The organism is Nocardiopsis sp. CNZ308 (genome assembly GCF_004217075.1).
The window spans coordinates 5,211,676-5,231,394 of the sequence record NZ_SHKJ01000001.1; the positions used below are offsets into that span (position 1 = coordinate 5,211,676).

15 protein-coding genes and 1 riboswitch are annotated in these 19,719 nt (G+C 74.4%); of the genes, 10 read left to right on the forward strand and 5 right to left on the reverse strand.

Features of this window, described 5'->3' with window-relative positions; genetic code table 11:
• Positions 1-6: 6 nt before the first annotated feature.
• On the forward strand, positions 7-1,812 hold the full coding sequence (locus EV372_RS22310) for an ABC transporter ATP-binding protein (protein ID WP_130397611.1): 1,806 nt from the start codon (positions 7-9) through the stop codon (positions 1,810-1,812).
• 156 nt (positions 1,813-1,968) lie between these two features.
• Here EV372_RS22310 and EV372_RS22315 read toward each other — a convergent pair whose 3' ends face one another.
• Positions 1,969-2,331, reverse strand: coding sequence for a hypothetical protein (locus EV372_RS22315; protein ID WP_130397612.1), 363 nt, complete (start codon positions 2,329-2,331; stop codon positions 1,969-1,971).
• A gap of 183 nt (positions 2,332-2,514) precedes the next feature.
• Between EV372_RS22315 and EV372_RS22320 the strand changes: the two genes are divergently transcribed.
• The 5 genes from EV372_RS22320 to EV372_RS22340 all read left to right on the forward strand — a co-directional run bounded on the left by EV372_RS22320 (position 2,515) and on the right by EV372_RS22340 (position 5,811).
• Entirely contained in the window at positions 2,515-2,874 is a 360-nt protein-coding gene (locus tag EV372_RS22320; protein WP_253792943.1) for a hypothetical protein, read from the forward strand.
• Positions 2,871-3,770, forward strand: a complete 900-nt coding sequence (locus EV372_RS22325; protein WP_130397613.1) for a hypothetical protein — start codon at positions 2,871-2,873, stop codon at positions 3,768-3,770. The genes EV372_RS22320 and EV372_RS22325 overlap by 4 nt, the downstream gene beginning before the upstream one ends.
• Positions 3,767-4,060 (forward strand): hypothetical protein, encoded by a 294-nt coding sequence (locus tag EV372_RS22330; protein WP_130397614.1) that lies wholly within the window; start codon positions 3,767-3,769, stop codon positions 4,058-4,060. Before EV372_RS22325 ends, EV372_RS22330 begins: the two co-directional genes overlap by 4 nt.
• Complete coding sequence (locus tag EV372_RS22335) at positions 4,061-4,438, forward strand: roadblock/LC7 domain-containing protein (RefSeq protein ID WP_013152635.1); 378 nt, start codon at positions 4,061-4,063, stop codon at positions 4,436-4,438.
• Positions 4,439-4,842: 404 nt separating this feature from the next.
• Entirely contained in the window at positions 4,843-5,811 is a 969-nt protein-coding gene (locus tag EV372_RS22340; RefSeq protein WP_130397615.1) for a hypothetical protein, read from the forward strand.
• Positions 5,812-5,889: 78 nt separating this feature from the next.
• On the opposite strand, the gene EV372_RS22345 is transcribed toward EV372_RS22340, so the two are convergent.
• Both EV372_RS22345 and EV372_RS22350 read right to left on the reverse strand, forming a co-directional pair.
• The gene (locus EV372_RS22345; protein WP_130397616.1) at positions 5,890-8,286 is read right to left on the reverse strand and encodes an ATP-binding cassette domain-containing protein; all 2,397 of its coding nucleotides are present in this window, start codon (positions 8,284-8,286) and stop codon (positions 5,890-5,892) included.
• 178 nt (positions 8,287-8,464) lie between these two features.
• Positions 8,465-9,262 (reverse strand): siderophore-interacting protein, encoded by a 798-nt coding sequence (locus EV372_RS22350; RefSeq protein ID WP_130397617.1) that lies wholly within the window; start codon positions 9,260-9,262, stop codon positions 8,465-8,467.
• 364 nt (positions 9,263-9,626) lie between these two features.
• Here EV372_RS22350 and EV372_RS22355 point away from each other — a divergent pair, with 364 nt between their 5' ends.
• Together EV372_RS22355 and EV372_RS22360 are read left to right on the forward strand one after the other, a co-directional pair.
• Entirely contained in the window at positions 9,627-9,998 is a 372-nt protein-coding gene (locus EV372_RS22355; RefSeq protein ID WP_130397618.1) for a VOC family protein, read from the forward strand.
• Entirely contained in the window at positions 9,995-10,300 is a 306-nt protein-coding gene (locus EV372_RS22360; protein WP_130397619.1) for a hypothetical protein, read from the forward strand. Before EV372_RS22355 ends, EV372_RS22360 begins: the two co-directional genes overlap by 4 nt.
• Positions 10,301-10,397: 97 nt before the next feature.
• Here EV372_RS22360 and pdxR read toward each other — a convergent pair whose 3' ends face one another.
• Positions 10,398-11,888 (reverse strand): MocR-like pyridoxine biosynthesis transcription factor PdxR, encoded by a 1,491-nt coding sequence (pdxR, locus tag EV372_RS22365; protein WP_130397620.1) that lies wholly within the window; start codon positions 11,886-11,888, stop codon positions 10,398-10,400.
• Positions 11,889-11,956: 68 nt separating this feature from the next.
• Here pdxR and EV372_RS22370 point away from each other — a divergent pair, with 68 nt between their 5' ends.
• Together EV372_RS22370 and EV372_RS22375 are read left to right on the forward strand one after the other, a co-directional pair.
• Positions 11,957-12,610 carry a pyridoxamine 5'-phosphate oxidase family protein gene (locus EV372_RS22370; protein WP_130397621.1) on the forward strand — a complete coding sequence of 218 codons (654 nt, stop codon included), beginning with the start codon at positions 11,957-11,959 and terminating at the stop codon, positions 12,608-12,610.
• A 531-nt stretch (positions 12,611-13,141) separates the two neighbouring features.
• Positions 13,142-18,625: an ATP-binding protein gene (locus EV372_RS22375; protein ID WP_130397622.1), complete on the forward strand. Its 5,484-nt coding sequence runs from the start codon at positions 13,142-13,144 to the stop codon at positions 18,623-18,625.
• Between the two features lie 183 nt (positions 18,626-18,808).
• On the opposite strand, the gene EV372_RS22380 is transcribed toward EV372_RS22375, so the two are convergent.
• Positions 18,809-19,240 (reverse strand): PPOX class F420-dependent oxidoreductase, encoded by a 432-nt coding sequence (locus EV372_RS22380; RefSeq protein WP_130397623.1) that lies wholly within the window; start codon positions 19,238-19,240, stop codon positions 18,809-18,811.
• Between the two features lie 264 nt (positions 19,241-19,504).
• Positions 19,505-19,718: riboswitch (cobalamin riboswitch) on the forward strand.
• Position 19,719 lies beyond the last annotated feature (1 nt).

Here is a 19,719-nt window from a genome sequence, read left to right on the forward strand (position 1 = left end):
CGACCGATGAGCACGCCGGTGGAGGACTCCGCGAGCGAACACGGGGAACTGCTCCCCACCGCCTCGGCCCGCCGCACGTGGGCCGTGCTGGGCGAGGGGGTGCGCGGCACCGGCTGGGGCGCCCCGCTGGCCCTGGCCACCGTGCTCGCGGGCAGCGCCGCCGGACTGGTCGCCCCCTGGGTGCTGGGCCGGATGGTCGACGACATCTCCGCGCAGCGGGGGCTGGACACCGTCCTGTCCTCGGTCCTGCTCATCGCCGGGGCGGGGCTGCTCGGCGGCCTGCTCACGGGCGTGGGCAGCTGGCTGGTCAGCCGGGTCGGCGAGACCGTCCTGGCCCGCCTGCGCGAAAGCGTCATGGACCGCGTGCTGCGCATGCCCGCCGCCCGCCTGGAGCGGGTGCGCATCGGGGACCTGCTCTCCCGGGTCGGAGACGACGTCGCCGTGGTCACCGCCAGCATCGCCCGCAGCGGCCCCGACGCGGTCGTGGCCCTGGCCACCGTCCTGCTGACCGCGGTGGGCATCACCGCCCTGGACTGGCGCCTGGGCCTGGCCGCGATGCTCTGCGTGCCGGTCTACGTGACGGCCGTGCGCTGGTACCTGCCCCGCTCGGGCCCCTACTACGCCCGCGAGCGCGTGGCCATGGGCGAGCGCTCGCACGCGATGATGGGCGCCCTGCGCGGACGCTCCGCCGTGCGCGCCTACCGCCTGGAGGACGAGCACGAGTCCCGGGTGCGCGACCGCTCGGCCGCCGCCATGGACATCACGGTGTCGGTGTTCCGGCTGTTCACCCGCTTCGGGTCGCGGCTCAACGCCGCCGAGTGCGTCGGACTCACCTCGGTGCTGGTGGCCGGGTTCTGGCTGGTGCGCGCCGACCTGGCCAGCGTCGGCATGGTCACCGCCGCCGCCCTGTACTTCCACCGCCTGTTCGGCCCGCTGATCTTCCTGGTCATGAACTTCAACGAGGTGCAGTCGGCCGGGGCGAGCCTGGCCCGCCTGGCCGGTGTGGTCGACCTCCCGGTGGAGGCCGACCCGGGCGCGGAGGAGGGCCCGGCCGGTTCCTCGGTCCGCGTCGCGGGGGTCACCCACTCCTACGGCACCGGCGGCCCGGCCGCGCTGGAGGAGGTGTCGCTGGAGGTCGCCCCGGGTGAGCGCGTGGCCCTGGTCGGGGCCAGCGGCGCGGGCAAGACCACGCTGGCCGCCCTGGTCAGCGGTCTGCGCACGCCCACGGCCGGAACCGTGTACCTGGGCGGGATCCCCCTGGAGGAGCTGGGGGAGCGGCGGGTGCGCGAGCACGTCTTCCTCGTCAGCCAGGAGACCCACGTGTTCGCCGGAACCCTGCTGGAGGACCTGCGCCTGGCCCGCGCCGGGGCCGACGCGGCCGAGGCGGAGGCCGCCCTGGAGGCCGTCGGCGCCCTGGAGTGGGTGCGCGCCCTGCCCGAGGGACTGGACACGGTGGTCGGCGAGGGCGGGCACGCCCTGACCGCCGAGCAGGCCCAGCACCTGGCGCTGGCCCGGCTGGTGCTGGCCGACCCGGACGTGGCCGTCCTGGACGAGGCCACCGCCGAGGCGGGCAGTTCCGGCGCCCGGCGGCTGGAGCGCGCCGCCGCCGCGGCCACCGCCGGGCGCACCACGCTGGTGGTGGCGCACCGGCTGACCCAGGCGCAGACCGCCGACCGCGTGGTGGTCATGGACCGGGGCCGCGTCGTCGAGCAGGGGACGCACGCCGAGCTGGTCGCCGCCGGGGGGCGCTACGCCGACCTGTGGCGCAGCTGGCGGGGCGTGCCGGAGGACGGGGAGCCGCTCTCCCGCTGACCGCGCCTCGGGCCGGCGCGCCAGCGCGCCCGGCCGGGCGCGGTCAGCGCCGCACGCGGCCGGGTCAGCGCCGTTCGGAGCGCGGGTGCCGGGGCGGGGAGTCCGCGAAGGGGCGCCGTCCGTACCCGCGCCGTCCCGGTCGCGGGACGGGCCGGGTCAGAGCTGGAGTTCGCTCTCCACGCGCCGGAGGGTGTGGCGGGCCATGGCCAGGTTGGCGCGCTGGCGGTCCAGCGCCAGGTAGAGGAAGACGCTGCCGTGCGACTTCTCCAGCAGGCGGATGAGGTGGTACTGGCTGCTCAGCGTGATGAGGATGTCCTCGATGCGGTCGTCGAGGCCGATCGCGCCCAGGGCGCGCGTCTTGGCGCGCACGACCTCGGTGTTGGCCGCCGCGGCCATCTCCAGGTCGAAGTGGCCGCCGCCCATGGTGCCCAGGGACATGCCGCTCTCGTAGTCGACGACCGCGACGCCGATGGCGCCCTCGATCCCCATGGCTTCCTTCATCGCCGCGTCGGCGTTCATGGCGTCTCCTCACGCTCGGTGTCCACCGCAGGAGCGGCGATACATGACGAAAATTAGCGAAACGCCCGGAGGGTGCGTAAGTGGACAGTTTGTGGCGGGAGTCCATCGTTACCACAGTGTGTTCTCTTTGCTCCTCTTTGACTGTTAAATGTCTTTTGGAGGCAACCAGACACCGGGGGGCACGTGTCGAGCACAGCTGTATCCACGGAGCGTTACCTGAGCTGTGACGGGGTCGTGGCCGCGATGCTCGTGGACCGCGCGACGGGTCAGGCGCACGCGCGGTCGGGTGCGGTGTCGGCGCTGCCCGACCCCGAGCACGTCGCGGACTCCCACCACCTGACCCTCGACCTGGCCATGGCCTCCCGCGAACCGGCGGTCCAGGAGAGCGTGGTCACCACCGACGGGCACCACGTGCTGACCCGCGCCGTGCCCTCCCCGGGCGCGGACGAGGCCCTGCTCGTCCTGGTCTTCGACCGCGCGCGGACCAACCTCGCGCTGGCCCGCCTCCGGGCCGACGAGCACACCGCGGCGCTGCTGTCATGAGCGCCGCCGCGCCCCCGCGGGCCCTGGCCGAGCCCCTGCTCCGCGCCCGCGAGGAGGAGTTCACCGGAGCCCTGCGCCTGACCGGCCCGCCCGAGGCCCTGGTCCACCTGACCGCTGGACGCGTCACCGCCGTCACCACCCCGGCCGCGCCCACACCCGAGACCCTCCTGGTCAGGTCCGGCGCGGTCCCCGCCGGGACCTGGGCCGCCGCCTACGAGGCGGCCGCCCACACCGACAGCCTGGCCCGGGAGCTGCTGGACCGCGGCGCGGTCTCGGCCGCGGTACTGGAACTGGCGTGCGCCACGGCGCTGGCGGACGGCGTCCTGGCGCTGTGCCTGTCCCCCGAACCCCGGGTGGAGGCCGTGCTCTCCGGCGCCGCGCCGCCGCTGCTGGGCCTGGAGCACGGCCTGGACCCCGAGGAGGTGCTGGCCGAGGCCGGGCGCCGCCTGGCCTTCCTCGCCGACCGGTGGGGCGCGCCCGCGGACCTGGCCCGCCGCCGCCCCGTGCCCGCCGGGCCGGTGCACGACTCCCTCCCCTCCGCCTACCGGCTCCTGCTCACCCAGGCCGACGGCCGCCGCACCCCCCGGGACCTGGCCTTCGTCCTGGGGCGGGGGCTGACCGGGGTCATGGCCGACGTCGCGCGCCTCACCGAACGCGGGCTGCTGGAGGCCGCCGCCCCCGGCGGGGCGGACGGCCTCACCCGCCGCACGCCCGAGGCCGCCGCCCCGGACGAGGGCCCGTCCGCGCTGGCCAAGCGGCGTCCGGGGGCCAACACCGTGCGCCCCGCGCCCGCCTCATCCCCGGTCCCGGTCCCCGGGAGCGTGCGCGAACGCCTGCGCTCGCTGGGCGCTGACCACGGGACGGCCGAGGCGGCCGATGAAGAGGCGGCCCGATGAGCACGACCGGACGCCCCAGTCCGGCCCGCGGCGGCGAACCGCCCGCCGGGGGACACGAGGCGGGCGGCCTGACCGCCCTGCCCAAGCGCACCCCCTCCCCGGTACCCCGGGGACCGCGCCCCCGGCCGGGCCTGTTCGGCCCCAAGGAGCCCGAACCGGGGCCCATCGCCGCCCTGCGCCGCGCGCAGCGCGCCGCGGTGCCCCTGGAGAGGGTGCGCCGCGCGCTGGAGGACCTGGACGCCCACACCGGCCGCGCGCCGCGGCCGACCGACGAGCACGGGAGCGAGTAAATGGTTCAGGGTCAGATCGCCGAGGAGCTGGCGCGGCTGCGCGAGCACGTCGTCGGCGTGACCGACAGCGCCGTGGCCGCCTCCGACGGCATGCTGGTGGCCTCCGACATCCAGGGCGGACGTCCCCACGCGCTGGCCGCGCTCGCCGCCGCCTCCCTGGGACTGGGCAAGCGCACCGGCGACGAGACGGGGCTGGGGCCGCTGCGCGAGGTCGTCACCCGCTGCCAGGGCGGCTACGCGGTCGTTTACGCGGTCGGGATGGAGGCCCTGCTCGTCGTGCTGGGCGACGAGGGCATGGACACCGCCGCCCTGCGCCGCGAGTCCCGGCTGACGGTGGAGCGCGTGGGCTCGCTGCTGGAGGTCACCGCCGCGGGCTGAGGCCCCGGCGGCGGGGCCCTTCCCGGGCCCGGGGCCGCCGCCCGACGGACAGCGGACCGGCCACCGTTCCGGCACGTGCCCGGGGCCGCCCGCAACCGGTGAGGATCCGACAGGACCGTGCCGGGTGGCCGTTTACGGTCAAACCCGGCGACCGACAGTGATCCCTGGGCTACTCTCGCCGGGTGTGTCCCCCGAGCAGAGGAGGTCCGGCGTTCGACATGGGCGAGAACGACCAGGAGGGCTCCCGGGGCTCGGATCCCGGGACCCCTGAGCAGCCCCCGCGCCCGCAGGGGCGACGACCCGCGCCCCCGCCCTCGCGGCGGCCCAGACGACGGCCCCGGGCCCCGGCCCCGCGCTGGACCCGCGCCCGCGGACGGTCCCGGCCGCGCCCGGAGGAGCCGTCCGTGCTCGGCATCCTGGAACAGCGGTACTTTCCCGAGGGGCGCGGCGCGCGGCGGCGGACGCGCCTGGGAGCGTGGGCGGTATGCCTCGCGCTCCTCCTCCTGGTCTCCCTGGGCGGGTACGCCGCGGGCTACGCCTACGACCTGTGGTCCACCGAGTCGCTGCTCCGCGAGCAGCGGGCGGCCGAGGCCGAGGCGGACCAGGAGAGGGCGCCGTTCACCAGCTCCGTCACCTACGACACCGCACTCCCCGAGGGTTACAAGATCGTCCTCGACCGGCCCCTGACGGAGGAGGAAGGGGAGCAGCTCCAGAGCACCGAGTCCGCCGAGGTCTGGGAGTTCCTGAGACCCCTGGGCGGGCGGCTGGTCCGCAACCTCGACCGCATGAGCGCCGAGCCCGCGGGGGGATGGTCCTGGCGGGGGGAGGGCGGATCGCCCGCCGCCACCGTGTTCACCATGAACCTGCTGTCCGCGCGCAGCTCCCAGCTGAGCATCGTGGACATGACCCCCGTCAACATCTCCTGCGCCGAACCCACGGCCGTCACCGTCGTGGACTCCCCGCCCTCGGGCGAGGCGTCCTATCCGGGCGTGACCGTCGACCTCCACCACGACGATCCGCAGCTGTACATCGCCGACGAGGGCCCCGACCGCGAACAGCCGTACTTCAGCCGCAGGCGGATCGACCTCGGCGGCGGACTCGACCCGGGCGGGCTGCGGGTGGAGGCGGTGGTGCACGACCGCTCGTGCGAGTGGGAGCTGAACGCGCGCTACGTCGACGCCCGCGAGAACGAGGACGAGGTCGTCCTCCGCGACGGCGACCGCCCCTTCTTCGCCGAGGCCCTGCCCCGGCGGCCCGAGCAGTACTGGGTGGCGGGCTTCACGGTCTCCGACACCGAGGAGCGCGCCTTCGTCTCGTGCGACGAGGTGCCGGAGGCGCCCAGCTGCCAGCTCGCCTCGGGAAGCGGGGGGTAGCCGTCCCGGCCGGTCATCTCCCCGTCCCGGTACTGGACGGGCGCGGGACCGGCCGGGGCCGCTGCCGGGCGCGGCCGGTCAGGCGCCGACGTAGGCCGCGAGGTGCTCGCCGGTGAGGGTGGAGCGGGCGGCGACGAGGTCGGCGGGCGTGCCCTCGAACACGACCCGGCCGCCCTCGTGGCCCGCCCCGGGGCCGAGGTCGATGATCCAGTCGGCGTGCGCCATGACCGCCTGGTGGTGCTCGACGACCACGACCGACTTCCCCGAGTCGACGAGCCGGTCGAGCAGGCCGAGCAGCTGCTCGACGTCGGCCAGGTGCAGGCCGCTGGTCGGCTCGTCCAGGACGTAGACGCCGCCCTCCCCGGCCATGTGGACGGCCAGCTTGAGCCGCTGCCGCTCGCCGCCGGACAGGGTGGTCAGCGGCTGGCCGACCCTGAGGTACCCCAGGCCGACGTCCTCCAACCGCCGCAGGATCCGCGCGGCCGCGGGCACCTTCGCCCCCTCGCCGTCGAAGAACGCGTACGCCTCGGCCACCGACATCGCGAGCACCTCGCTGATGTCGCGGCCGCCGTCCGGGCCGCCCAGCCGGTACTCCAGCACCTGCGGCTGGAACCTCCTGCCCTCGCACTCCTCGCACGGCGAGGCCACCGTGTCCATCATGGCCAGGTCGGTGTAGAGCACCCCGGCTCCGTTGCAGGCCGGGCAGGCGCCCTCGGAGTTGGGGCTGAACAGCGCCGGTTTGACGCCGTTGGCCTTGGCGAAGGCCTTGCGGACCGGGTCGAGCAGCCCGGTGTAGGTGGCCGGGTTGCTGCGCCGCGAGCCGCGGATCGCGCCCTGGTCCACCGACACCACGCCCGCGCCCGCGGGCATCGACCCGTGGACCAGCGAACTCTTGCCGCTGCCCGCCACGCCGGTCACCACGCACAGCACGCCCAGCGGCACGTCCACGTCCACGCCGCGCAGGTTGTTGGCGTCGGCGCCGCGGATCTCCAGGGCGCCCCTGGGCGTGCGCACCCCCGGCTTGAGCCGGGCCCGGTCGTCGAGGTGGCGGCCGGTGAGGGTGCCGCTGGCGCGCAGCCCCTCGACGCCGCCCTCGAAGACGATCCGCCCGCCGTCGTCGCCGGCGCCGGGGCCGAGGTCGACCACGTGGTCGGCGATCGCGATGGTCTCCGGCTTGTGCTCCACGACGAGCACCGTGTTGCCCTTGTCGCGCAGCCGCAGCAGCAGGCGGTTCATCCGCTCGATGTCGTGCGGGTGCAGTCCCACGGTGGGCTCGTCGAAGACGTAGGTGACGTCGGTGAGCGAGGAGCCCAGGTGGCGGATCATCTTGGTGCGCTGCGCCTCGCCGCCCGAGAGCGTGCCCGAGGAGCGGTCGAGCGAGAGGTAGCCCAGCCCGATCTCCACGAACGAGTCGAGCGTGTGCCCCAGTTTCTCCAGCAGCGGCCCCACGGAGGGTTCCTCGAGCCCGCGGACCCACGCGGCCAGGTCGCTGATCTGCATCGCGCACGCGTCGGCGATGCTGATCCCGCGGATCCTGGAGGACCGGGCCTCCTCGCTCAGGCGGGTGCCGTCGCACTCGGGGCAGGCGGTGAAGGTGACCGCCCGGTCCACGAACTCCCGGATGTGCGGCTGCATCGCCTCGCGGTCCTTGGCCAGGAACGACTTCTTGATCTTGGGGATCAGCCCCTCGTAGGTGAGGTTGACGCCCTCGATCTTCACCTTGACCGGTTCCTTGTGGAGGAAGTCGGCGAGTTCCGCCTCGGTGTAGTCGCGGATCGGTTTGCGGGGGTCCACGAAGCCCGACTCGGCGTAGACCCGCACCGTCCAGAAGTTGTCCGACTTCCAGCCGGGGATGGTGAACGCGCCCTCGGCGATCGACTTGGAGTCGTCGTAGAGCTGGGTGAGGTCGATGTCGGAGACCGTGCCCCGGCCCTCGCAGTGCGTGCACATGCCGCCGGTGCGGCTGAAGGTCTGCTTCACGGCCTTGCCGGTGCCCACCCTGATGGCGCCGCTGGCCTGGACCGAGGCGACGTTGAACGCGAACGCGTTGGGCGAGCCGATGCGCGGTTCCCCGAGGCGGCTGAAGAGGATGCGCAGCAGCGAGTTGGCGTCGGTGGCGGTGCCCACCGTGGAGCGGACGTTGGCGCCCATCCGCTCCTGGTCGATGATGATCGCGGTGGTCAGGCCGTCGAGGACGTCGACGTCGGGCCGGGCCATCGTCGGCATGAGGCCCTGCACGAAGGCGCTGTAGGTCTCGTTGATCATCCGCTGCGACTCCGCGGCGATCGTGTTGAACACCAGGGAGCTCTTGCCCGAGCCGGAGACGCCGGTGAACACGGTCAGGCGGCGTTTGGGTATCTCGACGCTGACGTCCCGGAGGTTGTTCTCGCGCGCGCCGTACACGCGGATCAGGTCGTGGCTGTCGGCGGCGTGCGGCTCGGGCGTCCCCGCGTCCGCCCTGGTGGCCGTGCTCATCGTGATCTCCCTCGGTCGGGCGAGGCCTCTGCGTCGGCGTCGTCTGGGTCGGGCCCACCGGTGCCGGGCGACGGCCGTCGCGTGCCGGTCCGTGTGACTGGTGGGGTCCCTGGTGTCAACGCTAGACGGGGGAGCGGGGGCGGTGCTTCTCGATTCCTGACCGGACGACCCGGAGCGCCTAGTCCATGGCGGCGCGGCCGTGGCGCCAGTAGCCGATGAAGGCGATGTCGTCCTTGGGGACGCCGTGGTGGCGGACGAGGGTGCGGCGTAGTTCGGTGGGCAGGGCGTTCTCTCCCGCGACGAAGCAGTAGGGGCGGCCCTGGGGCAGGTCGGCGGTGCGTACGGTCTCCAGGGCGAGTTGTCCGGGGACGGCGTGGGGGTCGGTGCGGGCGAGCCAGTGCACCTCTACTCCGGGTGGTGCGGTGACGGGTCGGATGTCGTCTGTGCTGGGGACTTCGAGGTAGGCCTGTCCGCGGAGGTGGGCGGGGGCCTGTTCGAGGATGGAGAGCAGGGCGGGTACGGCGCTCTCGTCGCCGACCAGCAGGTGCCAGTCGGCCTCCTGCGAGGGAACGTAGTACACGCCGTCCGCGAGCATGCCCGCCTCGTCGCCGGGAGCGGCGGCGCGGGCCCAGGCGGAGGCGGGACCGGCGTCGCCGTGGTCCACGAACTCGATGTCCATCTCCAGCGCCTCGGGGTCGAAGCGGCGCACCGAGTAGCTGCGCACGTGCGGCTGGCGGCTCGGCGGCATGGCGCGGAGCTGCTCGAACCACCGCTTGCCGGCGTCGGCGGGCATGTGCAGCCGGTCCTGGCCCGCGCGGGGAAGGAACAGGCGCACGAACTGGTCCTGGCCGAGGAAGGCGAAGTCGGCCAGCTCGGCGCCGCCCAGGGTCACCGTGACGAAGTGCTTGCTCAGGCGCTCGGTCCGCACCACGCGGGTGCGGATCATGGCGCGGTGGCCGGGTTGTTCGACGCGCACGGGACCTCTTCTTCCTGGTTCGGGGGCACGGGGGCGGACCGTCTCCAGGTGAGGTTAGCCGAACCTTGCTTCGCCCGCCTTGTTCCGGTTCCGAACCCCGGCCCCTCTCCAGCGGCGGAGCCCCGCGCGGAGCCCGGACATCCGGCCGGTCGGCCCCGGGACCCGGCTCGCGCCCACCGCCACGGGCCGCCCGCCCGGTGGCCACGGGGCCAGGCGGCGCGCCTTTCGCGCCTCTTGCCCTGGATGTGAATCTACGTGGTAAAGATGCGACTTGTCCGTTTTTCCATGGAGCAGGGGAGTCCCCTCACGAAGCCGGACACCCGAACGGGGCACGACTGTCGGCGCCGTGCCGGAGAATCGGCGTATGACACAGCCAGCACACCGACACCACGCCATCGACTACCTGGAGCTCACGGTCACCGACCTGGACCGGGCGCGGCGCTTCTACACCGAGGCGTTCGGGTGGCGCTTCAACGACTACGGCCCCGGCTACGCGGGCATCCAGAACCCCGAGGGCCCGGACGCCCCCGAGGTGGGCGGCCTCGCGCTGGGCGAGGAGACGCGCGCGGGCGGCCCCTTCGTCCTGCTGTACTCGGCCGACCTGGACCGTTCCGTCGAGGCCGTGCGGGGCGCGGGCGGCCGTGTGGTGCGGGGCCCCTACGCCTTCCCCGGCGGGCGCCGCTTCCACTTCACCGACCCCAGTGGCAACGAACTGGGCGTCTGGGCCGAGGCATGACGGGCGGGCAGGGGCACGAGGGGGGCGACCCCGCCGTGGAGCACCTGACCGCGACCCTGCGCCGCCGCCGGGAGGAGCTGGCGGGAGCCGCCGGGGTGCGGATCGGCGACGCCCTGGTCGTGCACGCGCTCGCCACGCACATGTGGGCGGGGGTGCCGGTCCCGGCCGTGGCCTGCCACGCCTCCGTCGACCCGCTGCGGCTGCGCGCCTCCGCAGGGCCGGTGACCTGCCGCAGGTGTCTGTCCCAGAGCGGTCAGGAGCGGCAGCGGCAGGTGCCCGGGCAGACCGAGCTGGAGGTGTGACCGGCCGCGGCTCGGGGCCCGTCGGCACGCGGGGCGGCGGCGTGCCCCTCCGCCGCCCGTGCCCGGCTCCGTCCCCGCGTGCTCCCCGCCGCCCGGCTCAGGCGGTGTGGCGGGCGACGGCCTCGTTGAGGACCGCGCAGGCGCGGCGCAGGTCGGCGGGGTGCGCAGACCCGTAGCCCAGGACCAGTCCGTGCACGGTCGGGGCGCCGTGGCTGGCCCGCGAGGTGTCGTCCACCAGCACGCCCCGTTCGGCGGCCTCGGCCACCACGGGGGCGACGGCGTCGGCGGGCAGCGGGAGCAGGACGTGCAGGCCCGCGGTGTCCCCGACGGGGCGCGTGGTGAGGAGGTCGATCAGCAGCCCGCGGCGGCGGGCGTACTCCAGGCGCATGCGGCGCAGGTGCCGGTCGAGGTCGCCGCGTTCGAGCAGCAGGGCGGTGGCGGCCTGGACCGGAACGCTGGTGCGGTCCGACAGGTCGTGGCGGACGGCGGCCAGGCGTTCCAGCAGCGGGGGTTCGGCGACGATCCAGCCGATGCCCAGGTCGGGGGAGAGGGTCTTGGACAGGGTGCCGAGCAGGATGACGCGGTCGGGGTCCAGGCCGTAGAGGGCGGGCAGGGGCGCCACGTCGTAGCGGAACTCGGCGTCGTAGTCGTCCTCCACGATCATCGCCGCGTTCCGGCGGGCCCAGGCCAGGAGGCGTTCGCGGCGCGGGACGGGCAGCCGTCCGCCGAGCGGGTACTGGTGGGCGGGTGTGGTGTAGACCAGGGACAGGCCGCCGGGCAGGTGCTCGGTGAGGATGCCGTCGTGGTCGACCGGGCAGGGGAGCACGCGGGCTCCGCGGGAGGCCAGGATGGTGCGGGCCTTCTGGTAGCCGGGCTCCTCCACGCCCGCGCGGGTGCCCGCGCCGAGCAGGGCGGCCCCGACCAGGTCCAGGCCGTTGCCGGTGCCTCGGGTGACCATGACGTTCTCGGGGCCGATGCGTACTCCGCGGGTGCGGCGCAGGTGGTCGGCCAGGAGTGCGCGCAGCCGGGGCAGGCCGCGGGGGTCGGGGTCCTCGTCCAGGGGTTGTTCGGCCGCGTGCCGCCAGGCCCTGCGCCAGGCGGCGCGGTCGTGGTCGCGGACCCAGGGGGCGCCGGGGCGCAGGTCGATCATGCCCCGGCGGCGGGCCTGTTCCCGGGAGGTGCGCGGGGCGGTCGTGCGCGCGGCGGGGCTCGCGGCGGCGGACGGGGCGCCGTGTCCGCCGCCGTCGTCGTTGCCGCTGGTGGTGTGCTCACGGGCGCCGCGTCCGTCGGCGGAGGCGGCGGGGTGACGGGCGGGGGAGGGCGGTGAGCTGTCCTGGGCGACGAACGTGCCCGAGCCGTGGCGTCCCTCCAGCCAGCCCTCGGCGTAGAGCTGCTGGTAGGCCTCGGTGACCACGGTCCTGCTCACGCCCAGCTGCACGGCCAGGGCGCGGCTGGAGGGCAGGCGTTCCCCGGGGGCGAGGGTCCCGCCGGACATGGCCCCGCGCAGTGCGTCGGACAGCTGCACCGTGAGGGGCCGGGCGGCGGAACGGTCGAGGTGGAAGGCCGGTTCGGCCAGGCGGCGGGGCACAGTGGTCCTTCGTTTTCGGGCAGAAGTGGCCATGGTCGTAAGGTCCACTTGCTTTCTAGGCTACGACCATGCTCTCCACGACAGAACGCACCCGGCTGCGCCGCGGCAAGGACAAGGCCCGCACCGACCGGGCCGACCTGTACGACCTCCTGGACGAGGGGGTGGTGTGCCACCTGGGGGTGGTGGTCGACGGCGCGCCCATGGTGGTGCCCACCGCCTACGGGCGGGTCGGCGACACCCTGTACCTGCACGGTTCGACCGGGGCGCGGTCGCTGCGCGCGGGCGGTGAGGTGTGCGTGACCGTGACCCTGCTGGACGGCCTGGTGCTGGCCAGGTCGCTGTTCAACCACTCGGTCAACCACCGCTCCGCGATGGTCTACGGCGTGCCCCGGGTGGTCGAGGACGAGCGGGAGCGGCTGGAGGGGCTGCGCGCGCTGGTCGAGCAGCTGGCGCCGGGGCGGTGGGAGGAGGCCCGCCAGCCGACCGCGAAGGAGCTGGCGGCCACGCGCGTGCTGGCGCTGTCGCTGGAGGAGGCGTCGGTGAAGGTGCGCACGGGTCCGCCGACGGATGACGAGGAGGACCTGGCCCTGCCGGTGTGGGCGGGGGTGCTGCCGGTGCGGCGGGTGTTCGGGGCGCCGGAGCCGGATCCGGGGCTGGCGCCGGGGCTGGAGGTTCCGGCCTCTGCGGCGGGGCGGTCGCTGGTCCCGTCGTCGCTGTCCTGAGGTCGGCGGTCCCGGGGACGACCGCTCGTGCGGCGGGCGGGGCCGTCGCGGTCCCGTCCACCGTGCGGCTTCTGCCCGCTGCCCGGGGGCTGTCCGCCGTCCGGGGGCCGGGTACCGTCTACTGCCCGGGGTCCCGCCCGCCGTCCGGGGCCTGTCCGCCGCCCGCGGTGTCGGTCGAGTCGGGGAAACGGTACGCGGGAAAACCGTGGCGCTCGTCTCGTCGGACATTCTTTGGTCTATTGGATAGGCCAATGGTCCTTTATTGCGGTGCGTTCGCCGACCGGACGCCGTCCTGGTCACCGCCGCCGCGGGAAGCGGCCCTCCGGTGTGGCGAACCTCGCGTGAAACGGGGGCCGCGCGGTGTGTCCGGGTGTTTTTTGTGGGGTTCCCACAACGCATCGGCTTCGCTATGCGTGGTTCGGCCCATTGGTGTACCCGGCGGTAATCGACCAGGGTAGAAAGGGTAGGTGCAGGCGACGCTCCGAGACCCGGACGTCGCCTTCTGCGCGTGGTACTTGGGAGGCTCAACCGGTGTTCAGTCGTGTCGCCATCGTCAACCGTGGAGAGGCCGCGATGCGGCTCATCCACGCTGTCCGGGACCTCTCAGCGGAAACCGGCACGCGGATCGAGACGGTGGCCCTCCACACCGACGCCGACCGCGACGCCACCTTCGTCCGCGAGGCCGACGTCGCCTACTCGCTGGGCCCCGCCTCGGCCCGTCCCTACCTCGACCACGCCGTCCTGGAGCGCGCGCTGGTCCGGACCGGCGCCGACGCGGCGTGGGTGGGCTGGGGCTTCGTCGCCGAGGACCCGGCCTTCGCCGAGCTGTGCGAGAGGATCGGCGTCACCTTCGTCGGGCCCAGCGCCGAGGCCATGCGCAAGCTCGGCGACAAGATCGGCGCCAAGCTGATCGCGGAGGAGGTCGGCGTCCCGGTCGCGCCGTGGAGCCGCGGCGAGGTCGCCACCCTGGAGGAGGCGCTGCGCGCCGGTGAGGAGATCGGCTATCCGCTGATGCTCAAGGCGACCGCGGGCGGCGGCGGTCGCGGTATCCGCATGGTCGCCTCGGGCGAGGACCTGGCCGAGGCCTACGAGCGCACCAGCCAGGAGGCGCTGCGCGCCTTCGGCTCCGGCGTGGTCTTCCTGGAGCGCCTGGTCACCGGCGCCCGCCACGTCGAGGTCCAGGTCATCGCCGACGGGCAGGGCACGGCGTGGGCGCTGGGCGTGCGCGACTGCTCGGTGCAGCGGCGCAACCAGAAGATCATCGAGGAGTCGGCCTCCCCGGTCCTGGACGCGGAGCAGACCGCGCACCTGAAGGCGTCGGCCGAGCGGCTGGCGCTGGCCGTGGACTACCGCGGCGCGGGCACCGTCGAGTTCCTGTACCACCCGGGTGAGAAGCTGTTCGCGTTCCTGGAGGTCAACACCCGCCTCCAGGTCGAGCACCCGATCACCGAGATCACCACCGGCACCGACCTGGTCCGGCTCCAGCTGCACGTGGCCAGCGGCGGCAGGCTGGAGGGCCCCCAGCCGGTCGAGTCCGGCCACGCCGTCGAGGCCCGGCTCAACGCCGAGGACCCCGACCGCGACTTCGCCCCCGCCCCGGGCCGCATCGCGCGCCTGGTCCTGCCCGCCGGTCCGGGCGTGCGCGTGGACACCGGTGTGCGCGAGGGCAACACCATCCCGGCCGACTTCGACTCGATGATCGCCAAGGTCATCGCCTACGGCCGCGACCGCGAGCAGGCGCTGGCCAGGCTGCGCCGCGCGATGGCCGAGACCACGGTGATCATCGAGGGCGGCGCGACCAACAAGAGCTTCGTGCTCGACCTGCTGGACCAGCCCGAGGTGATCGACGCCAGCGCCGACACGGGCTGGATCGACCGCGTGCGCGCCCAGGGGCGCCTGGTCAGCCACCGCCACTCCGCGGTGGCCCTGGCCGCGGCCGCGATCGAGGCCTACCAGGACGAGGAGGAGGTCAGCCGCCAGCGGCTGCTGTCCACCGCTCACGGCGGCCGCCCGCAGGTGCAGCACGAGAGCGGCCGTCCGCTGGACCTGAAGCTGCGCGGCGTGGGCTACCGGGTGAGCGTGGCCCGGGTCGGGCACCGGCGGTTCCGCGTCGGCGTCTCCGGCGGCGGCGACACGTACCCGGCGGACGTGGAGGTCGAGCGCTTCGACGCGCACAGCGGCCAGATCGTGGTCAACGGCCACCGCTTCCGGCTGGTGTCGGCCACGCACGGGCCGGTGCACCTGGTCGAGGTGGACGGCGTCACGCACCGGATCAGCCGCGACGAGGGCGGTGTGCTCCGCTCCCCGGCGCCCGCCCTGGTGGTGGCGACGCCGTTGGCGGTGGGCGACGAGGTCGAGTCCGGCGCGCCCGTCCTGGTGCTGGAGAGCATGAAGATGGAGACGGTGCTGCGTGCGCCGTTCCGTGCCCGGGTGCGCGAGTGCCCGGTGTCGGTGGGCAGCCAGGTCGAGACCGGTGCGCCGCTGATGCGGTTGGAGCCGCTGTCCGACGGGGAGGCCGAGGAGGCGGAGTCGGGCTCGGAGGCCGTGGCGATCGAGCTGCCCGAGGAGGCCGGGGAGGTGTCCGCGGCCGAGCGCGTGGAGCGCGGCCTGCAGGACCTGCGCGGTCTGCTGCTGGGCTTCGACGCCGACCCGCACGACCGAGGACGGGTGCTGGCCGACTACCTGGCCGCGCGTGCCGAGCTGGGCGGTCGTCCGGTCGAGGGCGAGCTGGACCTGTTCACCGTGTTCGCCGACCTGTGCGAGCTGAGCCGCAACAAGCCGGGCGGGGAGCCCGACACCGAGCCGCACAGCTCGGTGCACAGCCCGCGCGAGTTCTTCCACAGCTACCTGCAGAGCCTGGACGTGGAGCGCGCCGGGGTGAGCGAGGGGTTCCAGGCCAAGCTCACCCGGGTCCTGGCCCACTACGGGGTCTCCGATCTGGACCGCACTCCGGAGCTGGAGGCAGCGGTCTTCCGGATCTTCCTGGCCCAGCAGAACACGGGCGCCGCGCTGGAGATCGTGTCGGAGCTGCTGCGCCGCTGGCTGGCGGGCGGGCCGCCCGCGGAGGCGCTCAGCGAGCGCGCCGGGCTGGCCCTGGAGCACCTGGTGGAGGCCACGCAGGTGCGCTTCCCCGCGGTGTCGGACCTGGCCCGCGGCGTGGTCTTCCGCTGGTTCGCCCAGCCGCTGCTGCGCCGCAACCGGGCACGGGTCTACGCCGCGGTGCGCGACGACCTGCGCCACCTGGACCACAACCCGGACGCGCCGGACCGGGCGGAGCGGATCCAGGCCATGGTGGCCAGCGCCGAGCCGCTGGTGCGGCTGGTCGGCCAGCGCATGGGGCGCGCCGGGCGTGACCACGCCCCGCTGCTGGAGGTGCTGACCCGCCGCTACTACGGCAACCGCGGGCTGTCCCGGGTCGCCGCGCGCGAGGTCGGGGGGTGCCGGTTCGTCACCGCCGAGCACAACGGCGCGGGCGGTCTGACGCGCGTGGTCACGACCGCCGTCGACATCGCCGCCCTGCCCGACGCCCTCGGCGCGGTCGGTGAGCTGGCCGCCGACGTGGCCGAGCGCGGCCTGGTGGCCGACCTCTACCTCACCTGGGAGGGCCAGCCCGACGCCGACGCGATGGCGGTGCGGCTCGGGGGGCTCCTGGCCGAGCACCCGCTGCCCGCGGGCGTGCGCCGGGTCACCGCCACCGTCGCCGGTACCAGCGGCGCGGTGATGCACCACCACTTCACCTTCCGGCCCGAGGGGGACGGCTTCGCCGAGGACCGGCTGATCCGCGGCCTGCACCCGCAGATCGCCCGGCGCCTGCAGCTCCAGCGCCTGCGCGAGTTCGACCTCACCCGGCTGCCCTCGGCCGACGAGGAGATCTACCTGTTCCGGGCGGTGGCCAAGAGCAACCCGGCCGACGAGCGCCTCTTCGCGATGGGCCAGGTCCGCGACCTGACGCCGCTGCGCGAGGCGGACGGGCGCCTGATCGCGCTGCCCGCGCTGGAGGACACGGTCACCGGGTGCCTGGACGCGATCCGCAACATCCAGGCGCAGCGCCCGCAGAACCGGCGCTTCGACACCAACCGCATCATGATGTACGTGTGGCCGGCGACCGAGCTGACCCCCGAGGAGCTGGACACGCTGGTCCAGCGGCTGCTGCCGACCACGGCCGGGGCGGGGCTGGAGGAGGTCCAGTTCCTGGCCCGCCAGCGCACCTCCTCCGGTGAGCTGACCGAGGTCGCGGTGCGCATCAGCCTGGACCAGGGCCAGGACGCGCGGGTCCACGTCGAGGAGCCCTCGACCGAGCCGGTGCTGCCGCTGGACGACTACCGCCAGAAGGTGCTGCGCGCGGCCCGTCGCGGGACCGTCTACCCCTACGAGCTGACCGGCCTGCTGTCGGGTCCGGGCGGCGGTTTCACCGAGTACGACCTGGACGGCAACGGTGTGCTGGTCCCGGTGGACCGGCCGCGCGGGCACAACTCCGCGGCGATCGTGGCCGGTGTGGTCACCACGCCGACCGTGCGCCACCCCGAGGGGGTCACGCGCGTGGTGCTGCTGGGCGACCCGACCAAGGCGCTGGGCGCGCTCTCGGAGCCCGAGTGCTCGCGGGTGATCGCCGCGCTGGACCTGGCCGAGTCGATGCGGGTGCCGCTGGAGTGGTTCGCGCTGTCGGCGGGCGCGCGGATCTCGATGTCCTCGGGCACCGAGAACATGGACTGGGTCGCGGCCGCGCTCAAGCGGATCGTGGAGTTCACCCAGGACGGCGGCGAGATCAACATCGTGGTCGCGGGCATCAACGTCGGCGCCCAGCCGTACTGGAACGCCGAGGCGACGATGCTCATGCACACCAAGGGCATCCTGGTGATGACTCCGGACTCGGCGATGGTGCTCACCGGCAAGCAGTCGCTGGACTTCTCCGGCGGTGTGTCGGCCGAGGACAACTTCGGTATCGGCGGCTACGACCGGGTGATGGGCCCCAACGGGCAGGCGCAGTACTGGGCGCCGAACCTGGCCTCGGCCCGTGAGATCCTCATGGCGCACTACGACCACACCTACGTCGTGCCGGGGGAGGAGGCGCCGCGCCGGGCCAGGACCCTGGACCCGGTCGACCGCGACGTCTCGGCGTTCCCGCACGCGGTGGCGGGCAGCGACTTCGCCACCGTCGGCGAGATCTTCTCCGCCGAGCACAACCCGGACCGCAAGAAGCCCTTCGACATCCGCACGGTGATGCGGGCGCTCTCGGACCAGGACCACGCGGTGCTGGAGCGCTGGGCGGGCATGGCCGACGCCGACACGGCGGCGGTGCAGGACGTGCACATCGGCGGTTGGCCGGTGTGCCTGGTGGGGATCGAGTCGCGGTCGGTGCCGCGGCACGGCTTCCCGCCCACCGACGGCCCCGACACCTACACGGCGGGCACGCTGTTCCCGCGTTCGTCCAAGAAGGTGGCGCGGGCGATCAACGCGGCGTCGGGCAACCGGCCGCTGGTGGTGCTGGCCAACCTGTCGGGGTTCGACGGCTCGCCGGAGTCGCTGCGCAAGCTCCAGCTGGAGTACGGGGCCGAGATCGGCCGGGCGATCGTCAACTTCGACGGCCCGATCGTGTTCTGCGTGATCTCGCGCTACCACGGCGGCGCGTTCGTGGTGTTCTCCAAGGCGCTCAACCCGAACATGACGGTGCTCGCGCTGGAGGGCTCGTTCGCCTCGGTGCTGGGCGGGGCCCCGGCGGCGGCCGTGGTGTTCGCCGGTGAGGTCAACACGCGTACCGCGAGCGACCCGCGGGTGACCGGGCTCCAGGAGCAGGTGTCGGCGGCCAGCGGCGCCGAGCGGGCCGCGCTCAACGCGCGGCTGGCCGAGACGCAGGCCTCGGTGCGGGCGGAGAAGCTCGGCGAGGTCGCCGCGGAGTTCGACCGGGTGCACAGCATCCAGCGCGCGGTCGAGGTGGGCTCGGTGGACGCGATCATCAGCGCGGCCGAGATGCGGCCGCGCATCATCGAGGCGATCGAGCACGGCATGAAGCGCTAGGTCTGCTTGTCCGTCACGTTGGTGACAGTCGGCTGATGGGCGGGGCGGGGGCGCGGCGGGAGGCCGCGGTCCCGCCCCGTTCGTGTGCGCCGAGGGGGTGGGCGGCGGGTCCGCCTCCGGTGTGGGGGCGGACCGGGCCGACGGGCGCAAGCGCCGGTCGGCCGGACCGCCCCGGCGGTGCGGTCAGCGGATCCTCTCGCCGTACACGTGGTCCACGGGCATGGTCATGAGCACCCTGCGGTCGGAGACCATGACCGACCGGTACTCCTCCCAGTCGGGGTGCTCCCCGGCGGCGAGGCGGTAGTAGTCCACCAGCGACTCGACCTCGGGGCCGTGGGGGTCGGTGCCCGGCCCGGTCAGGGTGGCCACGCCCTCGGCGGTGGCCCACGCCCAGCCGTCGGCGCTGGTGACCTGGAGTGTGGCGCGCGGGTCGCGGCGCAGGTTCGCCGTCTTGGCCCGGCCCTCGGTCATGGAGACGTGCAGCAGGTCGGTCTTGGCGTCGTAGAAGGGCTGGACGGGGGAGAGCTGGGGGCGGCCGTCGCTCTTGATGGTGGCCAGGACGCCGAGCTTGCTCTGGGCGAGCAGTGCGCGCGGGTCGAACGTCGTCGCGGTCATGTTCCGGGACCCCTCTCTGCCGGGTGTCGGCGGTGCGCGGTGGTGCGGGGCCGTGTGCGGCCGGTCACGATCGTACTCCCGGTGCGCGCGTCGGTCCCGGCTCCGCCGCGTGGTCCGCGCCGCCGTGTCCGCCGGTCCGGGCCTCCAGCCGGACCGGCCGCTCCACCGGCTCCCCCGGAGCCGCGCTGAACGGGGTGGACGCCGCAGCGGTGGCGCGGGCGCGGCCCCTGTGCGCCTTCCGGCCGCGAGGGGCCGAGGGGGCCTTGATAGTCTGCCGGGGCCAGTCGTACCACGTACGTGGTCAGGGAATCCGGTGCGAATCCGGAACTGACGCGCAGCGGTGAGGGGGACGGGCGGGGTACTCACGCCACTGGGGCGGAGGCCGCGGCGACCACGGAGTCGAGGCGGCACCGACCTGGGAAGGCACCCCGTCCGGGCGAACCCGAGTCCGAAGACCTGCTGGCCCCTCCGCGTCGAGT

What these genes read in the sequence shown, in the direction of transcription:
- EV372_RS22310 (WP_130397611.1), top strand. Translation starts at nt 7, where the DNA reads ATGAGCACGCCGGTGGAGGACTCCGCGAGCGAACACGGGGAACTGCTC.
- EV372_RS22315 (WP_130397612.1), bottom strand. Translation starts at nt 2,331, where the DNA reads ATGAACGCCGACGCGGCGATGAAGGAAGCCATGGGGATCGAGGGCGCC.
- EV372_RS22325 (WP_130397613.1), top strand. Translation starts at nt 2,871, where the DNA reads ATGAGCGCCGCCGCGCCCCCGCGGGCCCTGGCCGAGCCCCTGCTCCGC.
- EV372_RS22330 (WP_130397614.1), top strand. Translation starts at nt 3,767, where the DNA reads ATGAGCACGACCGGACGCCCCAGTCCGGCCCGCGGCGGCGAACCGCCC.
- EV372_RS22335 (WP_013152635.1), top strand. Translation starts at nt 4,061, where the DNA reads ATGGTTCAGGGTCAGATCGCCGAGGAGCTGGCGCGGCTGCGCGAGCAC.
- EV372_RS22345 (WP_130397616.1), bottom strand. Translation starts at nt 8,286, where the DNA reads ATGAGCACGGCCACCAGGGCGGACGCGGGGACGCCCGAGCCGCACGCC.
- EV372_RS22355 (WP_130397618.1), top strand. Translation starts at nt 9,627, where the DNA reads ATGACACAGCCAGCACACCGACACCACGCCATCGACTACCTGGAGCTC.
- EV372_RS22360 (WP_130397619.1), top strand. Translation starts at nt 9,995, where the DNA reads ATGACGGGCGGGCAGGGGCACGAGGGGGGCGACCCCGCCGTGGAGCAC.
- EV372_RS22370 (WP_130397621.1), top strand. Translation starts at nt 11,957, where the DNA reads ATGCTCTCCACGACAGAACGCACCCGGCTGCGCCGCGGCAAGGACAAG.
- EV372_RS22380 (WP_130397623.1), bottom strand. Translation starts at nt 19,240, where the DNA reads ATGACCGCGACGACGTTCGACCCGCGCGCACTGCTCGCCCAGAGCAAG.